This is a genomic window from Arenibacter sp. ARW7G5Y1 (genome assembly GCF_003201775.1).
Classification (GTDB): Bacteria; Bacteroidota; Bacteroidia; order Flavobacteriales; family Flavobacteriaceae; genus Arenibacter.
On the sequence record NZ_QJJZ01000005.1, the window covers coordinates 128786 to 151816 of the forward strand.

Here is a 23031-nt window from a genome sequence, read left to right on the forward strand (position 1 = left end):
GTCAGGAACAATATTTATTATAATTTAATCCTTTAATTTAATTGAATTGAAAAAGCTTACTTATTTATTCCTTTCCATAACGCTCCTAAGTTTTGGCCAGAAGTCACCTGCCTTTCTAAATGAGGTGAAGGACATTCAGAAAAAATATGATTCCATTTGGGATTCTTCAAAGGAAACTATAGTATTTACAGGTAGTTCCAGCATTAGGATGTGGAAAAACCTGGAATCCATGTTTCCCGACCACCAAATAATCAATTCAGGTTTTGGTGGTTCCCAATCCTCCGATCTGAACCGGTATTATAAAGAACTTATATTACAATATAATCCTAAGAAAGTTTTTATCTATGAAGGTGATAATGATATTGCTTCCAAAAAAAGGATCAAAGATATTATAGCGAACACTAGGCAAATTGTAACGAAGATCAAGGACAGCAACAAAGCCACACAGGTGGTAATTATTGCAGCAAAACCGAGTATCGCCAGATGGAACCTAAAACGAAGATACCTTAGATTGAACAGGGCCTTCGAAAAATTATGTAAGGAGGACAGTGGCATGGAGTTCGCCAATGTATGGGATGTGATGATGGACGGAAAACAAGTAAGAAAGGATATCTTTATAGGAGACGGACTTCATATGAACAGCAAAGGGTATAACCTTTGGTTCTCGGTCATCAAACCCTATATGAATTGACCCTAAGGATAGGAATAACCAAATAATACTAATACAATCAAGCTAAATGAAGAAATCAATTCTTATTAAATCACTGGTAGTGTTGATAGTTTTTACTGCTTTCGTTGCCTGTCAACAGGAAAAAAAGAAGGTAATCAATTTTCCAATGACAGATCTTAGTACGGAAAATCTAATTCCGAGGCCACTTAAGATAACGCCTACCAATAGTGCCTTTGGGTTGGATAAAAACACAATCATCTATACTTCCCAAAATGCGGCCGGCTTCCCTGAGGTGGGCAAATTTTTATCGGAAAAGATAAAATGGCAGACCGATTTGGACCTGGCAGTAAATTCAACCACCAAAGCTACCACCCAAAGGATTATTTTTATCAATCAATCGGACAGCACGGAATTTTCATCCAAGGAAGGTTACGATCTCTACATAAGCCAAGACTCCATAATCCTAAATGCAAAAACTGCCGAGGGTGCCTTTAGGGGCATTCAGACCCTTAGGCAAATTATTCCGGAGGTTAGTAATGACACCCTTTCCGAAAATAAGATGTGGTTGATCCCCACCGGTAAGATCATTGACTATCCGAATTTTGAATATAGAGGGTCCATGTTGGATGTGGCAAGACACTTCTTTAGTATAGATGATGTTAAGAAGTATATAGACGTATTGGCCTATTACAAAATAAACACCTTGCACTTACATCTGGCGGATGATCAGGGTTGGAGGATAGAAATAAAATCATGGCCCAAGCTAACAGAAATTGGAGGAAGTTCTGAAGTGGGTGGTGGACCAGGTGGATTTTACACCCAAGAGGAATATAAGGACCTTGTTGCCTACGCAGCTAAACATTTTATCACCATCGTTCCGGAGATAGATATGCCAGGACATACCAATGCGGCATCAGTGGCCTATCCCATACTAAATGGAAATGGCAAAACACCCAAAATTTATACTGGAACCGAAGTTGGCTTTAGCACTTTTGACACCCGTAAGGATACGGTTTACTCATTTATAGATGATGTAGTAAGGGAAATATCGGCCATTACACCTGGCCCGTATTTTCATGCCGGTGGCGATGAAAGCCATGTTACCAAGAAAAAGGATTTCATTTATTTCGTTTCCAAAGTGGACAAGATTGTAAAAAAATACGGCAAAAGAATGATAGGATGGGATGAAATTGTGCACGCGGACATAGACACCACTGCCATTGCACAGTTTTGGGCCAACGAAGACAATGCTAAACTAGCCGTGGAAAAGGGATTAAAAATAATATTATCCCCGGGAAAAAAGGCCTATTTGGATATGCAATATGATACCTTGTCCAAATACGGACTGCATTGGGCGGGTTATATATCTGTGGATACCGGATATGTTTGGACCCCTGAAAGATATGTACAGGGAATTAATAAAGAAAATATTTTAGGGGTTGAAGCCCCGTTATGGTCCGAAACAATAAGCAATATGGACGAATTGGAATATTTGGCATTTCCTAGGATGATTGGTTATTCCGAACTAAGCTGGAGCATTGAAGAAAACAGAAATTGGGACGATTATAAAGTAAGATTGGGCAACCAGGCGCCCTATTTGGACAAAATGAATGTGAAATACTACCCTTCCAAACTAATAGATTGGAAAAAGAGCAAGTATACCTACAAAACTATTAATAAGGACTAAATATTCACTGAACAATACTAGCGGCTATAATCTATAAATTTAATATATTGTAAGGCCCTAATTATCAGTGCTTGCCTGTTTAGCTATTTAACCCAACTTAAATACTGAACATATGAAGGCCCTTATTTTAGTAATTACCCTGCTTTTGGGACAGTTGTGCTATCCCAATTTTAATAACGATTCAATACCCAAAGCGGAGGTAGCTACAACCATGCAAAGTGTTACCATAAATGGCAGCACCATCTATTTAACGGCAAAGGCCGGTACTTTTGAGGTAAAGGATGAAACCAACAAGCCTATTGCCTTAATGGGTTTCACCTATTATGCCAAGGATTCCAAAAGAGGATTGGCAACGCAAAGACGACCAATTGTTTTCGCGTTTAACGGTGGTCCCGGATCTTCCTCTTTTTGGTTGCACATGGGTATTTTGGGGCCCAAAAGAATTGTAGTGGACGACCCAAAACCAACCCCTGCCGCCCCCTACAAAATTGTTAACAACAACTACTCTATTCTGGATATAGCAGATCTGGTAATGATCGATCCCGTAGGGACCGGTTTAAGTATTCCAACAGGAAAAGCCAAGTATAAAGATTTTTGGGGGGTGGACCAGGATATCCGTAGCCTTTCTTTGTTCATAACACAGTTTTTAATACACAATGACCGCATGAACAGCCCAAAATTTCTATTGGGCGAAAGTTATGGAACCTTTAGAAATGCGGGTCTAATGAATACTTTGCTCAACCAAGGTGTTGCGATGAACGGAGTTATCATGGTATCCGCTGTTTTTGACTTGCGTACCCTGTTGTTCCCTCCCAATGACGACCTGCCCTATATTGTTCATTTCCCCACTTATGCAGCAACAGCTTGGTATCATAACAAAATAGCGGATAAACCAGAGAATGTATACGATTTCCTTGAGACAGTTAGGTCCTTTACCGAAAACGAGTACACTCCCGCCCTTTTTAAGGGAGACGGACTTTCTGAAAATGAAAAAAGTAATATTGCATCAAAATTGGCCTATTACACTGGTACGGATACCAACTATTGGCTGAAAGCCGATCTAAGGGTTACGGCAAGCGAATTTTTTGCTGAATTCTTAAGGGACCAAGGTGAAATAATTGGCCGGTTGGATTCTCGCTTTACTGGAATAAACGAAGATCTCTTGGCCCAAGTGGGCAGTCATGACCCACAAAGCCTTGCCATTTCCCCGGCCTATATTAGTGGATTTTTAGATTATTTTTACGGCGACCTAAAAGTAAACAAAAACCTATTATACTCCATCACTGCCGGCAGAAGGGACGGATTTAAATGGGATTGGTCCCACAAAGGGAATGAAAGATGGGGTACTACGGCCGCAATCAACACCGGGATTGACATGGCCACTGCCCTATCCAGAGATCCTAACATGAAGGTCCTGATCTTAAATGGCATCTATGACCTTGCCACTGTTTTTTATGGTGTAGAACACAGCATCAATCATTTGGGCCTTAAAAAGGAGATCAAGGATAATATAATTATGGAATATTATGAGGCCGGACATATGATGTACACCCACAAACCTTCCATGGAAAAATTCAAAAAAGACGTATCCACTTTTATCCTTAACACCTCAAAATAATACTTAGGGAATCGTCCAAATAAAAGGGCCAAAAGATTTTAAATTAACCTGAAGTCTTATTTACTTGGACGATACCAACCTATTTCCATTCAAAATCCCCTTTTTCAATAGTCCAATCATTTCCAAAGAATCCAGCGCATTTTACTGCAGAAGTTCCTTGGGTCAAAACGGTTTCATCAAAAAGCAGCAAATCTGGAAAAGTAGTTCCGTTTACCAAATAATGGTTGGCATAGGCCGCTTTCATGCCAAGAATTCCCGTTGCAGTTACCACTCCAACACTGGCCACATCACTATCCGCTCTCGGAACTATAAAATACAGTCCCCAGTTGTTACCACTGATACTTCTGCTTCCAAAATTTAATTTATTATTGAATACTTGAACCGGACTATCTTTTAACAATTTGTCCCATGCGTCATTATTGTTTTTATTACCATACACAACAACATTTCGGTTAGGATAGTCCTTCAGGGAAAAATCGGTATCCGCAACCAATTCAATATTGCCATTGGCCTTGTACCAAAAGGTATCCGCATCAAATCTTGCCTTATTGTAATACCAATCATTTTCGGCTTGTGACCCTTTGGTTGCATAAACAAAAACCACGTCGTTTCTAAAGGCATCCTTAAAGCCTCCATATCTATGGGGTCCTTTTTCTTTTAAAGTGGGTTTGTCCACTATTTTCCATTCCCCGTCCAATTCCTTAAAAAATGTACTTTTTTTAACAGGAATTTTTACAGCCAATCCGTTAATTTCAATATTATTGATATCCCCTGGCAATTGGGTAAAATCTATTTCCAACAAGGACACATTTTTGGTATCTACTTTAAGAACGGTATCCCATGAGAAATCAAATGAACTAACCTCAAAAGGAATCTGTTGGTGATGGATAGCAATAAAATGTGAGGATGCAGATACCCCCGGAGAACCTGTACTAAACTCCAATTTTTTAATATCCTTGGCCTGAGGAATGGTCCGTTGTTTAAATAAGTTAAAAATTGGTTCCCAATCCACACTGTGGTCTCCATACCAATGGGTACCACCTGGATATTCATAATAGGTGAAATCTGGATGGAATTGCCCCAAACGCTCTCTCATATCACGGGCAATTGAAGTTGGAACCACATTATCCTTTTCACCATGCAGCACGTACACCCCATGATGCAGATAATTTCGAATCAATTTTAGGGTTCTACTAGGTGTTCCAGCCCTTTCCACAATATTTTCTACCGCATTAGGAACATATTCTGCCGTCATACGTTCGAACATTTTAGGAGTAATTCCATATCGGTTTCTTTGTTCCTCGGTAAGTTCGGCTATTCTCTCGGACCGTCCTCCTCTGTACAACAGCAAATCCGGATATCCGGCACAGGGCGCAATTGCAGCAAAGTGATCGGGGTAGGTAGCTCCCAAATACCATGTTCCATGACCGCCCATTGAATGCCCGGTCAAATAAATTTTACTATGGTCTGGTTTAAAGAGTCTTTTGCTCTCTGCCAGCACTTCCAAGGCATCCAATCTGCCCCAATCCTCCCAGGCAAATCCAAATGGCCGTCTATTGGTTGGGGCAACCAAATTCCCCCAATCTTTTTGTTTATAGGCATTGGCCTGATTTACCGCCTCAACAGAAGCCCCGTGCACTGAAAGAAAAAGTGCCGTACCCTCCTTATAGCCACTTTTGTTCGGAGCTACACTATAATATTGTACACTTTTATCTATATCACTTATAAAAGTTCTCTTATGATGCTTATATTTCGATTTCACATTTAAAGTCAAGGTTTCGGCAGAAACCTGCTGTCCGTTGCCATGTAGCAATTGTAGATCAACATTTACCTTTTCAAGGTTAGTGTCCAAGGGGGACGAAGGAATGGAAAAAGGGACCTTATAGACCGTGAATGGTGGAATGTCCATAACCTGACTTTTGAGTTCTTTCCCATTCACCTTGGCCACAATGGCGTGCTTCCTGACCCACTTATCAGAAGCATTTATAATCCTTATGGCGGCCTTATATTCCATATCCTCCTCCAATAAAAGATCGGGAACAGTTACATCGCGTGTAGTAAATTGTACCTCGGCTTTAGGCTCCAGTATGCGTGCCCGGATCCTAGGAAAACGACCTACCTTTAAAACAATACTATTAATCCCTTTTTTTAACCTCATGGGAATTAGGTTCCAACCAAAATCGTAGTGATCGCCTTCATATGGATATCCGTTAATGGATGCCAAGGAATGTCCGGAAGCTTCAAATAGAACCGTTTTTTCAGATCCCGAATTATAGGTAAGATATACGTAGCCCGATCTTAGTCCCCTACCCGAAAAACTATTGGTACTATCTACCTTTATTGCTGTCCATTTTATTTCATTTCCCGAATAATCAATATCAAACACCTCCCCATCCGAAACTTTTTTCCCAGGGTTCATCAGGAATTGATCAAAAACCGGATCCACAGGAAATGTGGACGATTCAAAACCGAAACTGGGTATGGTCAAAGCGAGGGCTTTGCTGAATATATGGACCACCTTTCCTTCATGGATCTCCTCCACCTTTTCCTTTCCGAAATACTCCACAATATTTCCTGTTCGTTGTTGCCCGATCAGAAAAAAGGGGAGGACAAGGAGCATTACAAAAACAATAGCACTTTTCTTATAAAATTTAGCCATGATAAAACTTATTAAGGAATTAAAACATTAATTTCCATAATTAGTAGGCCGCTGCCCAACAATTTAGACCAATAACAAATGCCCGAAGCTAAATGGAGAATAAATGTATAGTCGGGGCTATTGCCCCACTCAATACTGGAGGAAAAAACTAAAATATGGGATATAAAAAAACCTTCGTAAACGAAGGTTCAATTCATATAAATATATTAAATCTATTCTGCTTCCTTGGAAGCCTCTTCCTTTTCTTCCTCGTCCGCAAATTCCGTAATTCCATGCTCATGTAATAAATTATACCACTGAATGATTTTTTTGATATCACTGGCATAAACCCTGTCCTCATCATAGTTGGGCAGCACCTCGAACAAATATTCTTCCAATTTAATCTTGTCGTCCTTATGGCTTACCGCTGTTTTTCCTCCCTCTTCCTTTTCTTTAATTTTCTCGAAAACCACTTTTAATGGCACCTCCTCCTCCAAGGTATAGATTGCAATCTCAGATAAGACACTTACATTGTTTTTAAAACTTACGGTAACTTTTTTCCCATCCAACAAGGATTCGGCCACAAAACCTGAACGGGTTTGCGTTAATAATTTAAAAAGTCCCGGCTTACCCGCAATTGATAAAATTTTATTTAAACCCATCTGTTATTTTAGTTTCAGCGGCAAATATGCTACTTTTTGTTTATAATAGAAATAGTTTTAACGTGCTTTTTTTATGTTGGGAAAACGCATTCTATATTCCACCTTTATTTTTCCTTTGGAAATATTGGCCAACCTACCCTTTAAAAGACGTTTTTTTAAGGACGATAATTTATCGGTAAACAATATACCCTCTATATGGTCATATTCATGTTGGATTACCCTGGCCAAAAGACCATTATAGGTTTCCTTATAGGATTTAAAATTCTCATCCAAATAGGATATGGTAATGGTATCTTTTCTAGAAACATCTTCCCTGACATCCGGAATACTAAGACAACCTTCGTTAAAGGCCCATTCCGTACCGGTCTCCTCCTCAATACGCGCATTGATAAAAACTTTCCTAAACCCTTTTAATGCACTTTGTTCTTCTTCCGTAAGATCGTCGTCATCCGCAAATGGAGTGGTATCCACTAGGAACAACCTAATCGGCAACCCAATTTGGGGAGCGGCCAAACCTACACCATTGGCATTGTACATAGTGTCCCACATATTGGCCACCAGTTCTTCAAATCTTGGAAAATCCTTGTCTATATCATCCGCTACCTTCCTTAGTACCGGGTCTCCATAAGCAACTATTGGTAAAATCATACTACTATTTTCTATTTAAATACGCCTGAAGGATAATGGTGGCACTAATTTCATCGACCAAGGCCTTATCCCTTCTTTGCTTTTTATTAAGGCCACTGTCAATCATGGTCTGAAACGCCATTTTGGAAGTAAAACGCTCGTCCTGACGTTCTACAGGTATCTTTGGAAAGACACCTTCCAAGGTTCTTAAAAAGGGCTTGATCAATTCCTCGGATTCGGAAGGAAGGTTATTCATTTGCTTTGGTTCCCCGATCACAAATTTTTCAACTTTCTCTTCGCTGACATATTTCCTTAGAAAATTCAAAAGTTCCTTTGTATCAACGGTAGTCAGGCCAGAAGCGATTAATTGCAACTCGTCCGTAACGGCAATTCCCGTTCGCTGCTTTCCATAATCCAATGCTAAAATCCTTCCCACACAAATTTTTTGCAAAAATAAGGGATAAATTGTTATAAGTGCAAAAACAAAAGGTTAATTACCAACTAGCCCTTATATTTGCTAAAATTTGAATTATTAAAGATGAAAGAACTAAGAAAAACAATAGAAACAGCCTGGGAAAATAGGGACCTACTTAAGGACATTCCAACTCAAACCGCTATACGGAAAGTCATAGATCTTTTGGATAACGGTACCTTGCGTTGTGCAGAACCTATTGCCGACGGTTGGCAAATAAATGAATGGGTAAAAAAGGCAGTGGTACTATATTTTCCAATACAAAAAATGGAAACCTTGGAAGCGGGTATCTTTGAATATCACGATAAAATGCCACTAAAAAGAGGGTATGCCGAAAAAGGCATTCGCGTTGTACCCAATGCAGTTGCCAGACATGGATCATATATTTCCGCAGGTACTATTTTAATGCCCAGTTATGTTAATATTGGAGCCTATGTGGATGAAGGTACCATGGTAGATACTTGGGCCACCGTTGGTAGTTGTGCCCAAATCGGTAAAAATGTACACCTTAGTGGCGGAGTAGGAATTGGAGGGGTTTTGGAACCCTTACAGGCGGCCCCGGTAATTATTGAAGATAATGCCTTTATTGGATCCAGATGTATTGTTGTGGAAGGTGTGCGTGTAGAAAAAGAAGCCGTGTTGGGAGCCAACGTGGTCCTTACCGGCTCCACTAAAATTATAGATGTTACCGGGGACAAACCTATAGAACGTAAAGGATTGGTACCTGCAAGATCGGTCGTTATCCCAGGAAGTTATACCAAAACTTTTCCGGCCGGGGACTATCAGGTTCCATGTGCCTTGATCATTGGTACCCGAAAAGAGAGTACCAACAAAAAAACCTCCCTAAATGATGCGCTAAGGGAATACGACGTTGCTGTTTAAAGCCAGAAAATGAAAACAATTCTTGTAGATGCTTGGAATACCTTTGTTACTGAAAAGGGAATGGATTACGATCTAAAAAAATTATTGGACACTTATCCCAATCCCAAAATCATCTTGACAAATGCCAGCAAACAGGAATGTATTAGCTTTGGAATTGTAAATATGCCTTATCAGGTTTTTAGTTTGGATCATAATCCCAACAAGACCGATAAGGCATATTATCTAAAAATGTTAAATTATTTTAAATTAAAACCCAATGAGGTTGTCTATTTTGAAAATCATGTAGAAGCTATAAATTCTGCCACCTCCGTTGGTATAAAGACCTTTCCTTACAACAAGGAACATAATCTGGATGGACTCCGAATTTTCCTAAATAACAATTTAGACCAAACATTCCCGCATTATGGCATATAACATAACCCTAGAAGGAAAAAATAAAGTTATAGCCGAAAGAATGCTCAAAAAAATGGCTACTATTTTCGACCGATGCAATATTGACTATTGGATTGAAGGTGGAACATTATTGGGTATTAAAAGGGAAAACAGATTGTTGCCTTGGGATAACGACGTGGATATGTCCATGAACCATGACCAATTGGATAAATTGGACTGTTTTTATTCAGAATTAAAAAAGGCTGGTTATAGGACAAGAACAAGGTACTTTGATAAAACTTCCGAATTTTTTACCAAGGGCAACATCAGAATGTTAAAAATAAGGGAACGCCGATTTTTTGGATTGATCAAAGGAGCTGTTTGCCTGGATGTTTTTATTAAGTATGAACATGGGGGGAATAGTTACTGGGAAATTGACAATAAAACAAAATTTGTCCCTAGCAAGTTTTATCGCACCTTTGACCATATTACATTTAAAGGTTTCGATTACAAAATACCAGCACTGACAGAAGAATATCTTAGCTATAGATATGGAGATTGGCAAAAACAGGTGAAAAATTGGGATACTTCCAAAGATGACAATGCAATAGCCTAAGTGGCTTGGGGCTGCAATTGTAATGTTTCCTTTAAGATAGTGCTACTAACATTTTCTGTATAGGCAACGTATTCCACAGGGCAATTCGTTTTTGGGAATTTGCCCTTCCAATCGTCCCCAACGGAAATAGCGTCTATATTATACTCATCCACTATACGTTGTTTATTTTTATCTGTCTGGGGTATAACTTCATCCACATAGTTTATTGCCTGGACTAGTTTTACCCTTTCCGTAAAAGGGATAATAGGCAACCTCCCTTTTTCTTTCAAAATAAGTTCATCGGTAGAAACGCCCACAATTAAATGACTGCACATTTGCTTTGACCTTTTGAGAATGTTAAGATGTCCAAAATGAAAAATATCAAAACAACCGGACGTATACATTTTATTATATTTTTTAACCTTTTTACTGTGCTTTACCTTTATAGCAAGGGTATTACCCTTCTTAAGTTTTATAATGTAATTTTTATTATCAAAAAAAACTCCAATATTCTTTACAATCTCCAACATCTCTGACAAAGCGTCATCAATTTCACACTTACAGCTTATATACAACGCTACCTGATCATCCGGATCAGTAACAAAGTTCCAGTTTGGATATTTCGAAGTAAGAATGTACAGATAAGTTTCAGTCATTTTTAAATAATCCTATAGTTTGTATATAATGTGTAAAGGTAATAAACGGTATTGGACAAAATTTATTTTACCTAAGTTATTACATATTGGTCTATCCAACTCCCCTATTTATAAAATTATCCTAACAAAAGCCTCAATAAATTACCAACTCCACCAGACCCACATAGCTATGCACTGCCAATGCCCTTGTAGAAAAGTCCAGTTGTTTCAAAGAAATTCCCAGTAACAATTAGCCTTTTGTTGTTCCATCTTATGTAAACTACTTGTAATTTGATATACTATAATTGTTTTTTTTTTGTTATCTATTGAGTAAGATCATTATGGATTTTAGTGATTTCAACGCAACTATTTCTAATATTACTATCTAATAAGTGGTACAAATTTCGAATGCATGATAGATCAGAGGGAAAAAATATCGGCCTTAATAATCACTTATAATGAGATGGGATATATTGAAAAATGTATCGATTCCATAGCGTTTGCAGATGAAATTATTGTGGTGGATTCGTATAGTACGGATGGCACCTATGAATATCTAAACAATCACCCCAAGGTTAGGGTTATCCAACACGAATTTGAAAATTACACTGCCCAAAAATCCTTCGCCCTAAAACAGGCTTCACACGATTGGGTTCTTTTCCTGGATGCCGATGAAGTTGTTACGGACAAGTTGAGGAAGGAAATAAAATGTAAGGCCAAGAAGGATTCCGAACATTGCGCATATTGGTTCTATAGGAAATTTATGTTCAAAAACAGCCGCCTGCGCTTTAGTGGATGGCAAACCGATAAGAATTATCGCCTTTTCAGAAAAAGTAAGGCTCAATTCAGTAAGGAAAAAATAGTGCATGAAACGCTTATTGTAAAGGGTTCCACTGGAATATTGAAACAGAAATTAATGCACTATTGCTACAAGAACTACGAAGATTATAGATATAAAATGCTAAAATACGGGCGACTAAAAGCTAAGGAAGCCCACCAGAAAGAAAAAAAATTCAACTACCTTCTTTTAATTTTCAAGCCGATTTGGAAATTTTTCAACCACTACATAATTAGATTGGGAATACTGGATGGAAAAAAAGGTATTACCATATGCTATTTGAATGCCCTGGGCGATTTTGAAAGGTACAGGGAATTACAGCGTTTGGGTAAAAAAGAAAAAATGGCCTATTTTTTAGTAGAATCATAATTGCATATAGAATTCCTCAGGAGATTATTTCCCCGGATCCACATAAATATTCCTCCCATATCAATATCCCTTAATCAAGGCATTGTTCACTTATTCCTTATTTTGATTTACCTTGATCCCGTTGGTTCCTGATCCTATCAATCTGCGGATGATCTGTGCCAAGGGTCAAATCCCTTGAAGACTTCCTGCTATCTATCCTTAAAAATTATAAACCATTATTTACATATCTTTGCCCCCACCCTTAACTTTGCATTAAGTTATAGTTAAAAAGTATAGGACCTGTCTTGTTCTGGACTAGTCATTAAAAAAATATAAAAATCATGAAAATTGTCATTTTAGCAGCAGGTATTGGATCAAGACTTGGAAACCCATTTCCTAAACCACTAACCCCTTTAAAAAATGGAAAATGTATCATGGAGATGCAGGTCAACAATCTGGATGATGCTTTCGACTTAGATGACATTAACGTTGTAGTTGGTTTTAAAAAAGATTTAATAATGGAACGCTTTCCCGAACTAACCTATATATACAATCCATTTTTTGATCAGACCAATACTTCCAAAAGCCTTTTACAGGCTCTAAGAAAAAATAGGGACAAATCCGTGCTTTGGCTTAATGGCGATGTTGTTTTTGACGTAAATCTTTTATCGATCCTAAAACCATACATTACTAACAATCAATCGTTTGTTGCCGTAAATACCAGTAAAGTGGCAGAGGAAGAGGTTAAATATACATTAAAGAACAATTATATTGAGAAATTGTCCAAGACGGTAAAAAATGGGTTAGGGGAAGCAGTAGGCATCAATTTTATTGCAGCCCAGGATATAAAGAGTTTTATCACCCGGCTTGAAGAATGCGATGACAATGATTATTTTGAAAGAGGTTTGGAAATAGCCATAGAAAAAGACAATCTTAAAATTAGTGCTGTTGACATTTCCGATTATAATTGTATGGAAGTTGATTTTAAAGAAGATTTGGAAAATGCCAATACCCTATTTCAAAAATGAAAGTAATTTTATTTTGCCAAAATGCATATGCCTTTGGTATCCTAGCTCCCATTCGGGATGTACTACTGGAACAGGGACACGACTTTCTTTGGTACATTTCCGGGAAACTTTTGGACAATTTTCCGTATAAAAATGAAGATTATACGGTTAGCACATTAGACTTACAACTCTATAAAAGTGATGCCATTTTTGTGCCTGGCAATGAAGTACCTTATTATGTTCGGGGACTTAAAGTCCAGGTTTTTCATGGTCTTGCCGGTGAAAAAAAAGGGCATTTCAGGATACGGCACTACTTTGATCTCTATCTTACCCAAGGCCCGTATTTCACGGATAAATTCAACGAGCTAAAAAAAATACACAAGAATTTTGATGTGATTGAGACAGGCTGGCCAAAATTGGATGTATACAGCACGGAAAAAAATAAATACGATTTTGAAAAGAAAGCCATACTACAGCAATTTAACACGGATAAAATTGTTCTGTATGCCCCTACCTTTTCTCCCAGCCTTACCTCTGCCCCATATCTCATAAAAGAAATAAGAAATCTTGCCGAGACCACTGGGTATGTAGTCCTCATAAAGTTCCATGACCTCATGGACCAAAAATGGATAAAGGAGTACAAAAGATTGTCCAATGAAATACACAATGTACTTTTCAAAGAGGACAGAAACATAATTAAATCGCTGTTACAGGCAGATATATTGGTTAGCGACACCTCTTCTGTAATATACGAATTCATTCTCCTGAACAAACCTGTAATATCCTTTAAGAATATTGCCGAGAAGGTATTGTGGGACAACTCAAAAGCATACACCGGGCTTACCGAGAAAGTTTTGGATAATTTTCACTTTGATCCCCACGCTGCGGAAAGGGCATACATAAACATGCAATTTCACCCTTACCAGGATGGAAATTCGGCACTTCGCATGGTAAATGCGGTAAAAGAGCATCTAGAAATCCATGGAGTGCCCGAAAAAAGAAAACTATCCCTGGCCAGAAGGATCAAAATAAATTCCATGTTCGGTAAACCAACCAAGAACATCTATGTTGGTGAAAAAAGAAATAAAATTTCTGCTATTCTCATTACGTATAACGAGGATATCCATATCAATGCCGTTTTGGAAAACGTAAAATTTGCAGATGAGATTATTGTTGTGGATTCCTATAGTACGGATGGCACTATCGAAAAGATAAAGGAGCATCCGGAGGTAAAATTGATCCAACGTACATTTGTTAATTATACAGATCAAAAGTCCTATGCCCTCCAACAGGCAACAAATGACTGGGTACTTTTTCTGGATGCGGATGAAAGGGTTCCGGATCGGCTTAGAAATGAGATATTGGAAACCGTTAATTCCGGCAAACCAACAGCAGATGCTTATTACTTTTACAGAACCTTTATGTTCAAAAATAAGGTTTTGCGTTTTAGTGGCTGGCAGCGGGATAAGAATTATAGACTTTTCAAGAAAAGTAAAGTACACTTTACAGAAGATAGGATAGTACACGAAACATTGGTGGTGGACGGACAATCCGATGTGCTCAAAAACAAGCTAATTCATTACTCCTATAAGAATTACGAAGACTATAGGGGGAAAATGATAAAGTATGGACAAATGAAGGCAGTGGAGGAACTTAAGAAAGATTACGATCCCAACTTTTACCACTTTGTATTCCGCCCATTTTACAAATTTTTTAATCATTATATTTTAAGATTTGGCATCCTTGACGGCAAAAAAGGGATAATCATATGCTATCTAAACGCCTTGGGAGTATATTCCCGGTACAAGGAATTAAAGAGATTAAGGAATATAAGACAATAGACAATTATGAAAGATTTGCTTTCCGAAGTAAACCAATGCTGTGATATACTTACAAAGGGAGGTATAATTCTGTACCCCACGGATACCGTTTGGGGTATTGGCTGTGACGCAACAAATGTGGCTGCCGTAGAAAAAATTTATACCCTAAAGCAAAGAGCCAATTCCAAGACCATGATCTGTTTGGTGGCCAATGATTTTATGTTGGAACAGCATGTTGAAAAAGTACCGGAGCTGGCCTATGATATTATGGATCTTGCTACCAAACCAACCACCATTGTATATGAATCACCTAAGGGCGTCGCTTCAAATTTAATCGCCAATGATAACACTTTGGCCATTAGGGTAGCTTCTGATCAATTTTGTCAGTACCTGATAAAGAAATTTAAAAAACCGATCGTATCCACTTCTGCCAATATAGCGGGGCAGCCAACCCCCATTTCTTACAAAGAAATATCCGATGGGATTTTAAAAGGTGTGGACTATATAGTAAATTTGGACCGCGATAAAATTAATAGTACCCCATCTTCCATTATTATGCTCGGTAATGATGGTACCGTAAAAGTGATCCGAGAATAAGAATGACATATAGACAGCACGAAGAAGCCTTAAACAACCCAGTATTTTCTATCATTTCCGACGCAGCCAGGGAACTTTCATTGGATTCTTACGTAATCGGAGGCTTTGTTAGGGACTATTTGTTACAAAGGGGAACCCCTAAGGATATAGACATTGTTGCTATAGGCAGCGGAATAGAATTGGCAAAATTGGTCGCCAAGAAATTACCCGGAAGTTCGGAAGTTAGCATCTTTAAAAATTTCGGAACCGCTATGATCAAATTTAAAGACACCGAAATTGAATTTGTAGGGGCAAGAAAGGAAAGCTACCACAGGGACAGTAGAAAACCTGTTGTTGAAAATGGAAGTTTGGAAGATGATCAAAAAAGGCGGGATTTCACTATAAATGCCTTGGCCATTTCACTTAACCCTGAGGACTACGGACAACTTTTAGACCCTTTTGACGGAATTGGGGATTTAAAAAGACAATTGATAAGAACTCCTTTGGACCCGTCGATCACCTATTCCGATGATCCTTTGCGAATGATGCGCGCCATAAGATTTGCTACCCAGCTAAATTTTATTATTCATCCTGAATCCTTACAGGCCATTTTGGATAATAAGGAAAGAATTAAAATTATTTCCAATGAGCGCATCGTGGACGAATTACATAAAATTTTGGCCAGTAGCAAACCTTCAATCGGGTTTGCCCTCTTGCACGAAACTGGACTTTTATCTTATATAATGCCCGAATTGGTTGCGCTTCAAGGCATTGAGGAGATTGAAGGGCAACGGCACAAGGATAACTTTTGGCATACCCTGGAAGTGGTTGACAACATTTCCAAAAATACGGATAATGTGTGGCTACGTTGGGCTGCCCTATTACATGATATTGGAAAAGCCCCTACCAAAAAATTCGATAAAAAAATTGGATGGACTTTCCATGCACACGAATTTGTAGGGTCCAAAATGGTTTACAAATTATTTAAGCGACTTAGGCTTCCTTTGAACGAAAAAATGAAATTCGTACAAAAAATGGTACTTATGAGCTCTAGGCCCATTGTGCTTTCCGAGGATTTTGTAACCGACTCGGCCGTTCGAAGGCTGATTTTTGATGCAGGTGAGCATGTAGAAGATTTAATGACCCTCTGTGAAGCCGATATCACTACCAAGAATCCAAAAAAACAAAAAAGATACAGGAACAATTTTAAGATTGTCCGTCAAAAAATCGAAGAGGTCGAAGAGAGGGATCATATAAGGAATTTTCAACCCCCAATTAGTGGGGAGGAAATTATGAAAACTTTTAACCTAAGACCTTCCAAGGAAATAGGAATGATCAAGGAAGCCATAAAGGAAGCTATTTTGGAAGGTGATATTCCCAACGAATACAATGCAGCCTATACCCTAATGTTGCAAAAAGGAAAGGAAATGGGACTCAAAGCCGAATAAACCTTCCAGTGCATTTTACATTTATAAAAAACCTGTTCCTCCAGTGAAACGATATTTACCTCTGGGATAAATCCTTGGTTCCTAACCACAGGAAAGGGATATGCGTCTCGGGAAACAACCAAAATTATGGGGATGGCTCCAGTATCAACTTATAACACAATTACTACTTTTAATATAAGGGCCGTACAAATAAATTCCCCATTGCCTTAGCGGTTTTTTTAAGAAAAGAGTGGTAGTTTTGTAGGACCCTTTGAAAGATCCAAATGCAAATAAAATTTACAAAAATCGCCAAGATCAGTCTAGTTTTGGTCTACTTGGTAATTGTGGCCGGCGCAGTGGTAAGAATGACAGGTAGCGGTATGGGATGCCCGGATTGGCCAAAATGTTTTGGTTATTATATTCCCCCTACAGATATATCGGAATTGCAGTGGCAACCGAAAAAGGAATTTAAAAAAGGACAGGTCATTATTGTAAACGAAGCCTTATGGGTAGCCAAGGGCGACTTCAGTACCTCCTCTAGTTATAATGCCAATAACTGGGCGCCTTACACTAAGCACGACTACGCTATTTTTAATCCATCCCATACATGGACCGAATTTATCAACAGGCTATTTGGTGCACTTGCAGGGCTGGGTACCTTTATAATGGCCATAGCCTCTATAACATATTGGAAGAAAAGGCCCAGTATCACTATACTTTCCTGGGTGGTAGTCTTCGGAATGGGTTTCCAAGCGTGGCTTGGCGCCACGGTGGTATATTCTGTTTTAGCTCCGGCCAAAATAACCATCCACATGGTCATGGCGCTGGTCATAGTAGCCCTTATCCTGTACTTGATCAATGCTACCAGTATTGGGAGGAAGTCTTTAACACCTGAAAAGGTAACGAGAAACCTAATGATCTTTGTTCTTTTAACCACCTTGGTACAGGTTATTTTGGGCACACAAGTGAGACAGTTTGTAGACGTTCAAACAGACCTTTATGGTGAAGACGCCCCCAACTTATGGCTACATAATGCCACCCTATCATTTTATATCCACCGTTCATTTTCTATAATCGTAGTCCTTTTGAACTTGGTCCTTGCAATAAGAATCTATAAATTAAACCTTGGCTATTCCAAAATAAAATGGGTATTGGTCCTTCTACTCTTGGAGGTTATTTCCGGGATGGCCATGTACTATTTGGATTTTCCTTTTGCCACCCAGCCATTACATCTTGTACTCGCATCTGTTTTATTCGGATTTCAATTCTATTTGGTTTTGGAAGCTCTAAATGCTTTTAAAACCATCAAAACTTTGTAACTTTGCCACCACAAAAAAAGGAGCCGATGATTTATAAAATAAGGATTATTCTGGATGCAGAGGATGATATTTTTAGGGATATTGAAATTGAGGACAGTAATTCTATGGAAGACCTTCACAATGCCATTACCCAAGCTTTTGGCTTTTTAGGAAATGAAATGGCCTCATTTTACACCTGTGATGAGGAATGGAGACAAGATGAGGAAATTGCCTTATTTGATATGAGCGAAAATGGCTCCGATGTTCGTTTAATGAACGAGATTGCATTACAGGACATACTTACCGAACATTCTCCCAAGCTTATTTATGTCTATGACTTTTTAAGTATGTGGACCTTCTTCGTTGAGTTGGCCGATATAGTGGAAAAAGTGGATGCACAGACCTACCCCAATACCCTTTTCAGTTTTGGGGAATTACCTGACTCCCCACCAGAAAAAAAGTTTGAAGCAGATGAAGACGAATTTGATTTTGACAATACCCTTGACAATTACGAAGATTTGGATTTTGATGAAAATTGGAACTAATAATTCATGTAGCTGCAGAGAAAGATAGTGGCACATTAGCATCGGCCATTAACACAAATAACCATTAAATATTTCCCATAAATCCATGATCAACTTATATCCTACCCAAATTGAAACTATTTCCATACATCGTGTGGGAAACAAAAATAAAAGCGAAGGTATTTTTCTTTCCGAGGAACCATTCTCGCTTAACGATGAAACTACAGGGCTGTTAAAGGAGTACTTTTTTAAACCTTTTAGGGAAAAAGAGGAGAATTACTATTGTTTCTCCCATGAATCCGACCTTGAATTTAACGAAGTCTACAAAATTGTTTCCGACATTTTTGAAGAGCCCAGTAGCCTTCATGCCAATTCAAAAAAAATTGCGACACAATTATTCGACCAATCCAACCATCCACACATTAAAAGCGGTGAGGTTTATGTTGCCTATCTTACAGATTTAATGTTGGACAACGTAAAGGTGAATGCTGTGGGCATATTCAAAAGCGAACTTAAACACGATTTTCTACAATTTCAGGAAAAGGGAAACAGTTTGGATATTTTGGTGCAGCAGGGCATCAATATCAATAAATTGGACAAGGGCTGCCTCATTTTCAATACGGATAAGGAAGAAGGCTTTAAAGTACTTTCAGTAGACAGCAATCGATACGATACCAAATACTGGTTGGAAAATTTCTTAGGGGTGGATGCTTTGTCCGACGATAATTTTAAGACCAAAAACTACTTGAAATTCTGCCAGAACTTTGCCAAAGATGTAGTTTTACCGGCCGAGGACAAGCAGCAAGAGGTGTTGTTCATGAACAGGGCCGTGAATCATTTTGCCAAAAATGACTCTTTTGAAGAGACCAATTTCCTAAACGAGGTTATGGAGAACCCGGAACTGATTCCTGAATTTAAACACTACAAAGTGGAAAAAGGGCCCAAGTACAGTATCGAGGATGTCTCTACTTTTGACATTGCCAACAAAGCGGTTTCCGACGCCAGAAAAAAAATTAAAAACGTCATTAATCTAGATACCAATATCCAGATAAAACTTGATTTCATCAATCCGGAATCGGCCCAAAAATTTGTAGAAAAAGGCTGGGACGAAGAGCGCCAAATGTACTACTATCTAGTCTACTTTAACAAAGAACAGAAAAGCTAGAAATTTCCAGAAACTATCTGCCCCATATAGTTAAAAGGTATCCAGGGTTACAAAAAAAGGCCTAAGAAATATGTCTTCGGCCCTATTCTTTAAAATATATTTAAAGAGGTTATCAAAAAATATGGAGTGTGGACCTATAAATTGATCTTGTTCTCTATAATTTGTTTCATACTAACATCTTCATAATTTCTCTTAACGAAATCCAATGCAAGTGCCAGGACTTCCCCCATGGTCTTACATTTTTTAAAGTCGATATCCCCTGTAAGATCATAAATGTGCTGTGAAAGGGCCGCAATATTATCGTCATTGGATATATCATCGGTCTTGACAATCGAAATTAATCTCTTAATACGGTTCCCAGAACTCAGAATTCTTTTGGCCACAATGGAACGCTCCTCTATTTTGTATTGATCAACGGAATTACGTTGTAACTTCTCCTTGACCAACATAACCATTTTATAGTTCTCCTTAAAAAATTGGGGCCTGTACACTTTCAATTTTCCCTCGTAACACTGCTGGTCAAAATCTATAGCCCTTATTTTATATACCACATGATCAAAATCGTGGGTAGGGACAATAACATAGTTATAGGACCGCATATCCCCTAAAAGACGTATCATACATCGTTCATTGAACTTAACAAATTCCTTGGCCAACTGTGATTTTTCCGATTCCGTACATTTAGGTAAAAAATCCTTGATAAACACATCACCCGGAATACCGGCAATATGTTCCTCTATCAACGTATCCCCATATACCAAAAAGTTAAGGTTATAGGGCGATAACATATGCTCCAGTTCCAGTCCATAAATCCTGGAGGCATCGGTCCTTTTCACATAGAAATAAGTAAAATTGTCATTCAGTATATTCCTTACCTTGATCCTAAAGGGCTTGGAATTACCAAAAGTACAGTAGTCTACCGCATCTACATTTAAAAATGGAAAAATGCTATTGCTTCCATCGGAATGAAGTATGGAATATACTTTCTTAAGACTAATATCAATTTCAGTCCTGTCGAACTCACTGTAATACACCCGCACCCATAGCGTGTCCTCCTCTTTGGAATCGTAGACCACAATAGACCCTGAAAAGCGCAACAGATCCTCATAAAAAATTGGAATTTCAATTTTTCTGCTATAGTGCTCCAAATAGGCATCCAATTTACTATTGACTGGAAAGGCAGGCTTTTTCTTGGACATTAATCTTTCGGACATGGAAAAAACTTTAATTTGTAACAAAATAACGATTTCTTCGACAAGTAAGTACAAACTATCATAAAAACTATCCCATTTTGGAAACTATACTGACCGTAAACCAACTTACCAAAACATTTGGATATCTAACTGCCGTAAAAAACCTTTCCTTTAGTATTGAAAAAGGCAACGTATATGGCATCTTAGGACCCAATGGTAGTGGAAAATCGACCACCCTGGGAATTGTATTGAATGTAGTGAATAGAACCGCTGGTAATTTTTCATGGTTCGGAGGCACTATCTCCACCCACGATGCCCTCAAAAAGGTAGGTGCCATTATTGAACGCCCCAATTTCTATCCATATATGACGGCCATCCAAAATCTGAAATTGGTCTGTAAGATCAAAGAGGTACCACAGGATAAAATTGAAGAAAAATTGGAAATGGTCGGACTACTGGAAAGAAAAAACAGCAAGTTCAGAACTTACTCCCTGGGAATGAAACAACGCTTGGCCATTGCCTCTGCCCTTCTCAACGATCCGGAAATTCTAATTTTGGACGAACCTACCAATGGTCTGGATCCGCAGGGAATACATCAAATAAGGGAGATCATAAAAAAAATTGCGGCACAAGGCACTACTATTCTTTTGGCATCGCACTTATTGGACGAGGTAGAAAAAGTTTGCAGTCATGTAATTATCCTTAGAAAAGGCGAAAAACTCTATTCGGGCCGGGTTGACGAAATGTTGACCAGTTATGGTTTCTTTGAGCTAAAGGCAACAGATGAACCTGCATTGTTGACCTACTTGCGCAACCAAGGCAGTTTTGGCCCCATTAAACAGGAAAATGGCGTGATTACCGCAATTTTGAAGGAAGAAATGCAGGCCAGTACCTTAAATCAAGACTTATTTAATAATGGGATTGTGCTATCGCATTTGGTGAAACGCAAAGAAAGTCTTGAGGAACAATTCCTTAGCTTGACCAACCATAAGGAATAACTGGTATAACACCCTTAAACGCATATAGTTATGTTACGATTATTACAGATAGAATTTATTAAATTATGGAACAATAATGCAAGCAGGGTACTTATCATTTCCTATTTTGTCCTTATCCTCTGCATGGCCTTGTTGGCCGCTATAAAATTTGACATTGGCCCCATACAGTTCCACGTGGCCGAACAGGGCATTTTCAATTTTCCATATATATGGCATTTGAATACTTGGATTGCAAGTGGATTGAAGCTCTTTTTTGCGATTATCATTGTATCCATGATGGCAAATGAATACAGCAATAAAACTTTAAAGCAAAATTTAATAGATGGGTTGAGCAAGAAAGAATTTATTGCCTCTAAATTCTTGACCGTTTTTGCCTTTTCGGTTATTTCCACCCTTTTCGTTTTTATAGTTTCATTGGTTTTAGGACTTTTTTATTCCGATTTCACGGAAGTATCCATCATATTTTCCGATTTGGAATATTTAGTGGCTTATTTTTTTAAATTATTGGGTTTCTTTTCCTTCTGTCTTTTCCTTGGAATTTTGGTAAAACGATCTGCCTTCGCCCTGGGCTTTTTAATTATTTGGTTCGCTATTGAAAATTTGGGTATCCGGTTTTTAGTCTGGTGGCTGGCCGGAAAGGAAGCATCCGCTTCCGTAATGAAATACCTCCCCTTGGAATCCATGAGCAACCTGATCAAAGAACCCGCCTCAAGGTTTAAAGCAGTACAAAGTATGGTTGAGCAAGTAGGAGAACAATTTAATAAAGACTATGCCGTACATTCTTATGAAATATTGATTGTGGTTTGTTGGACGGTAATTTTCATATATCTTTCCTATGCCCTGCTTAAAAGACGCGATCTGTAAAGCCTGTAGTGTGAACACAAAGCCCTTTCGGCACTATTTAGTACAATGAACATAACTATGTCCGCAATTAGTTGTAGAAGTACTACCGTATTGCCCACTATTTATTAATTTTAGG

Annotated in this window: 22 protein-coding genes; 16 read left to right on the forward strand and 6 right to left on the reverse strand. The window is 38.4% G+C overall.

All coding sequences use genetic code 11. The features are described 5' to 3' along the window. Positions 1-46: 46 nt before the first annotated feature. From C7972_RS09290 to C7972_RS09300, 3 genes are all read left to right on the forward strand, one after another. Positions 47-691 (forward strand): GDSL-type esterase/lipase family protein, encoded by a 645-nt coding sequence (locus C7972_RS09290; RefSeq protein ID WP_258364806.1) that lies wholly within the window; start codon positions 47-49, stop codon positions 689-691. A 46-nt stretch (positions 692-737) separates the two neighbouring features. Then, positions 738-2357 carry a family 20 glycosylhydrolase gene (locus C7972_RS09295; protein WP_110355897.1) on the forward strand — a complete coding sequence of 540 codons (1620 nt, stop codon included), beginning with the start codon at positions 738-740 and terminating at the stop codon, positions 2355-2357. 112 nt (positions 2358-2469) lie between these two features. Next, positions 2470-3975 carry a S10 family peptidase gene (locus C7972_RS09300; protein WP_110355898.1) on the forward strand — a complete coding sequence of 502 codons (1506 nt, stop codon included), beginning with the start codon at positions 2470-2472 and terminating at the stop codon, positions 3973-3975. 79 nt (positions 3976-4054) lie between these two features. Here the strand turns inward: C7972_RS09300 and C7972_RS09305 are convergent, their stop codons facing one another. The 4 genes from C7972_RS09305 to ruvX form a co-directional block, all read right to left on the reverse strand. Then, the gene (locus C7972_RS09305; RefSeq protein ID WP_258364807.1) at positions 4055-6634 is read right to left on the reverse strand and encodes a prolyl oligopeptidase family serine peptidase; all 2580 of its coding nucleotides are present in this window, start codon (positions 6632-6634) and stop codon (positions 4055-4057) included. 212 nt (positions 6635-6846) lie between these two features. Further along, the gene (locus C7972_RS09310) at positions 6847-7275 is read right to left on the reverse strand and encodes a DUF5606 domain-containing protein (RefSeq protein WP_110355899.1); all 429 of its coding nucleotides are present in this window, start codon (positions 7273-7275) and stop codon (positions 6847-6849) included. 57 nt (positions 7276-7332) lie between these two features. Further along, positions 7333-7923, reverse strand: coding sequence for a peptide deformylase (gene def / locus C7972_RS09315; protein ID WP_110355900.1), 591 nt, complete (start codon positions 7921-7923; stop codon positions 7333-7335). Between the two features lie 4 nt (positions 7924-7927). Next, positions 7928-8338: a Holliday junction resolvase RuvX gene (gene ruvX, locus C7972_RS09320; protein WP_110356067.1), complete on the reverse strand. Its 411-nt coding sequence runs from the start codon at positions 8336-8338 to the stop codon at positions 7928-7930. A 102-nt stretch (positions 8339-8440) separates the two neighbouring features. Here ruvX and C7972_RS09325 point away from each other — a divergent pair, with 102 nt between their 5' ends. The 3 genes from C7972_RS09325 to C7972_RS09335 are packed head-to-tail and all read left to right on the forward strand — an operon-like array spanning position 8441 to position 10244. Next, complete coding sequence (locus tag C7972_RS09325) at positions 8441-9256, forward strand: 2,3,4,5-tetrahydropyridine-2,6-dicarboxylate N-succinyltransferase (RefSeq protein WP_110355901.1); 816 nt, start codon at positions 8441-8443, stop codon at positions 9254-9256. Between the two features lie 9 nt (positions 9257-9265). Next, positions 9266-9670, forward strand: coding sequence for a hypothetical protein (locus tag C7972_RS09330; RefSeq protein WP_110355902.1), 405 nt, complete (start codon positions 9266-9268; stop codon positions 9668-9670). Then, positions 9660-10244 carry a LicD family protein gene (locus C7972_RS09335; protein WP_110355903.1) on the forward strand — a complete coding sequence of 195 codons (585 nt, stop codon included), beginning with the start codon at positions 9660-9662 and terminating at the stop codon, positions 10242-10244. The genes C7972_RS09330 and C7972_RS09335 overlap by 11 nt, the downstream gene beginning before the upstream one ends. On the opposite strand, the gene C7972_RS24085 is transcribed toward C7972_RS09335, so the two are convergent. Continuing rightward, on the reverse strand, positions 10241-10879 hold the full coding sequence (locus C7972_RS24085; protein WP_220020884.1) for an adenylyltransferase/cytidyltransferase family protein: 639 nt from the start codon (positions 10877-10879) through the stop codon (positions 10241-10243). The two genes, C7972_RS09335 and C7972_RS24085, sit on opposite strands and share 4 nt — an antisense overlap. Before the next feature lie 391 nt (positions 10880-11270). Between C7972_RS24085 and C7972_RS09345 the strand changes: the two genes are divergently transcribed. The 8 genes from C7972_RS09345 to C7972_RS09380 all read left to right on the forward strand — a co-directional run bounded on the left by C7972_RS09345 (position 11271) and on the right by C7972_RS09380 (position 19861). Further along, entirely contained in the window at positions 11271-12065 is a 795-nt protein-coding gene (locus C7972_RS09345; protein WP_110355904.1) for a glycosyltransferase family 2 protein, read from the forward strand. 320 nt (positions 12066-12385) lie between these two features. After that, entirely contained in the window at positions 12386-13072 is a 687-nt protein-coding gene (locus tag C7972_RS09350) for an NTP transferase domain-containing protein (RefSeq protein WP_110355905.1), read from the forward strand. Continuing rightward, a complete protein-coding gene (locus C7972_RS24300; RefSeq protein WP_110355906.1) occupies positions 13069-14892 on the forward strand; it encodes a CDP-glycerol glycerophosphotransferase family protein in 1824 nt (607 codons plus the stop codon). The genes C7972_RS09350 and C7972_RS24300 overlap by 4 nt, the downstream gene beginning before the upstream one ends. A 6-nt stretch (positions 14893-14898) precedes the next feature. Next, complete coding sequence (locus C7972_RS09360) at positions 14899-15468, forward strand: L-threonylcarbamoyladenylate synthase (RefSeq protein WP_110355907.1); 570 nt, start codon at positions 14899-14901, stop codon at positions 15466-15468. Between the two features lie 2 nt (positions 15469-15470). Beyond that, on the forward strand, positions 15471-16895 hold the full coding sequence (locus C7972_RS09365) for a CCA tRNA nucleotidyltransferase (RefSeq protein WP_110355908.1): 1425 nt from the start codon (positions 15471-15473) through the stop codon (positions 16893-16895). A gap of 263 nt (positions 16896-17158) precedes the next feature. Further along, the gene (locus C7972_RS09370) at positions 17159-18193 is read left to right on the forward strand and encodes a heme A synthase (RefSeq protein WP_110355909.1); all 1035 of its coding nucleotides are present in this window, start codon (positions 17159-17161) and stop codon (positions 18191-18193) included. A 26-nt stretch (positions 18194-18219) separates the two neighbouring features. Further along, positions 18220-18717, forward strand: coding sequence for a hypothetical protein (locus C7972_RS09375; protein WP_110355910.1), 498 nt, complete (start codon positions 18220-18222; stop codon positions 18715-18717). A gap of 85 nt (positions 18718-18802) precedes the next feature. Then, positions 18803-19861, forward strand: a complete 1059-nt coding sequence (locus tag C7972_RS09380) for a nucleoid-associated protein (protein ID WP_110355911.1) — start codon at positions 18803-18805, stop codon at positions 19859-19861. Between the two features lie 134 nt (positions 19862-19995). Here C7972_RS09380 and C7972_RS09385 read toward each other — a convergent pair whose 3' ends face one another. Then, the gene (locus tag C7972_RS09385; protein ID WP_110355912.1) at positions 19996-21075 is read right to left on the reverse strand and encodes a hypothetical protein; all 1080 of its coding nucleotides are present in this window, start codon (positions 21073-21075) and stop codon (positions 19996-19998) included. 77 nt (positions 21076-21152) lie between these two features. Between C7972_RS09385 and C7972_RS09390 the strand changes: the two genes are divergently transcribed. Then, positions 21153-22052, forward strand: coding sequence for an ABC transporter ATP-binding protein (locus tag C7972_RS09390; protein ID WP_110355913.1), 900 nt, complete (start codon positions 21153-21155; stop codon positions 22050-22052). A gap of 30 nt (positions 22053-22082) precedes the next feature. After that, positions 22083-22916, forward strand: a complete 834-nt coding sequence (locus C7972_RS09395; protein ID WP_110355914.1) for an ABC transporter permease — start codon at positions 22083-22085, stop codon at positions 22914-22916. Positions 22917-23031: the final 115 nt, after the last annotated feature.

Excerpts from the sequence above, each read along its gene's own strand:
- C7972_RS24300 (WP_110355906.1), top strand. The coding sequence starts at position 13,069 with ATGAAAGTAATTTTATTTTGCCAAAATGCATATGCCTTTGGTATCCTA.
- C7972_RS09360 (WP_110355907.1), top strand. The coding sequence starts at position 14,899 with ATGAAAGATTTGCTTTCCGAAGTAAACCAATGCTGTGATATACTTACA.
- C7972_RS09385 (WP_110355912.1), bottom strand. The coding sequence starts at position 21,075 with ATGTCCGAAAGATTAATGTCCAAGAAAAAGCCTGCCTTTCCAGTCAAT.
- C7972_RS09395 (WP_110355914.1), top strand. The coding sequence starts at position 22,083 with ATGTTACGATTATTACAGATAGAATTTATTAAATTATGGAACAATAAT.
- C7972_RS24085 (WP_220020884.1), bottom strand. The coding sequence starts at position 10,879 with ATGACTGAAACTTATCTGTACATTCTTACTTCGAAATATCCAAACTGG.
- C7972_RS09300 (WP_110355898.1), top strand. The coding sequence starts at position 2,470 with ATGAAGGCCCTTATTTTAGTAATTACCCTGCTTTTGGGACAGTTGTGC.
- C7972_RS09295 (WP_110355897.1), top strand. The coding sequence starts at position 738 with ATGAAGAAATCAATTCTTATTAAATCACTGGTAGTGTTGATAGTTTTT.
- C7972_RS09310 (WP_110355899.1), bottom strand. The coding sequence starts at position 7,275 with ATGGGTTTAAATAAAATTTTATCAATTGCGGGTAAGCCGGGACTTTTT.
- C7972_RS09365 (WP_110355908.1), top strand. The coding sequence starts at position 15,471 with ATGACATATAGACAGCACGAAGAAGCCTTAAACAACCCAGTATTTTCT.
- C7972_RS09330 (WP_110355902.1), top strand. The coding sequence starts at position 9,266 with ATGAAAACAATTCTTGTAGATGCTTGGAATACCTTTGTTACTGAAAAG.
- def (WP_110355900.1), bottom strand. The coding sequence starts at position 7,923 with ATGATTTTACCAATAGTTGCTTATGGAGACCCGGTACTAAGGAAGGTA.
- C7972_RS09335 (WP_110355903.1), top strand. The coding sequence starts at position 9,660 with ATGGCATATAACATAACCCTAGAAGGAAAAAATAAAGTTATAGCCGAA.
- C7972_RS09380 (WP_110355911.1), top strand. The coding sequence starts at position 18,803 with ATGATCAACTTATATCCTACCCAAATTGAAACTATTTCCATACATCGT.
- C7972_RS09305 (WP_258364807.1), bottom strand. The coding sequence starts at position 6,634 with ATGGCTAAATTTTATAAGAAAAGTGCTATTGTTTTTGTAATGCTCCTT.
- C7972_RS09325 (WP_110355901.1), top strand. The coding sequence starts at position 8,441 with ATGAAAGAACTAAGAAAAACAATAGAAACAGCCTGGGAAAATAGGGAC.
- C7972_RS09350 (WP_110355905.1), top strand. The coding sequence starts at position 12,386 with ATGAAAATTGTCATTTTAGCAGCAGGTATTGGATCAAGACTTGGAAAC.
- C7972_RS09345 (WP_110355904.1), top strand. The coding sequence starts at position 11,271 with ATGATAGATCAGAGGGAAAAAATATCGGCCTTAATAATCACTTATAAT.
- C7972_RS09370 (WP_110355909.1), top strand. The coding sequence starts at position 17,159 with ATGCAAATAAAATTTACAAAAATCGCCAAGATCAGTCTAGTTTTGGTC.
- C7972_RS09375 (WP_110355910.1), top strand. The coding sequence starts at position 18,220 with ATGATTTATAAAATAAGGATTATTCTGGATGCAGAGGATGATATTTTT.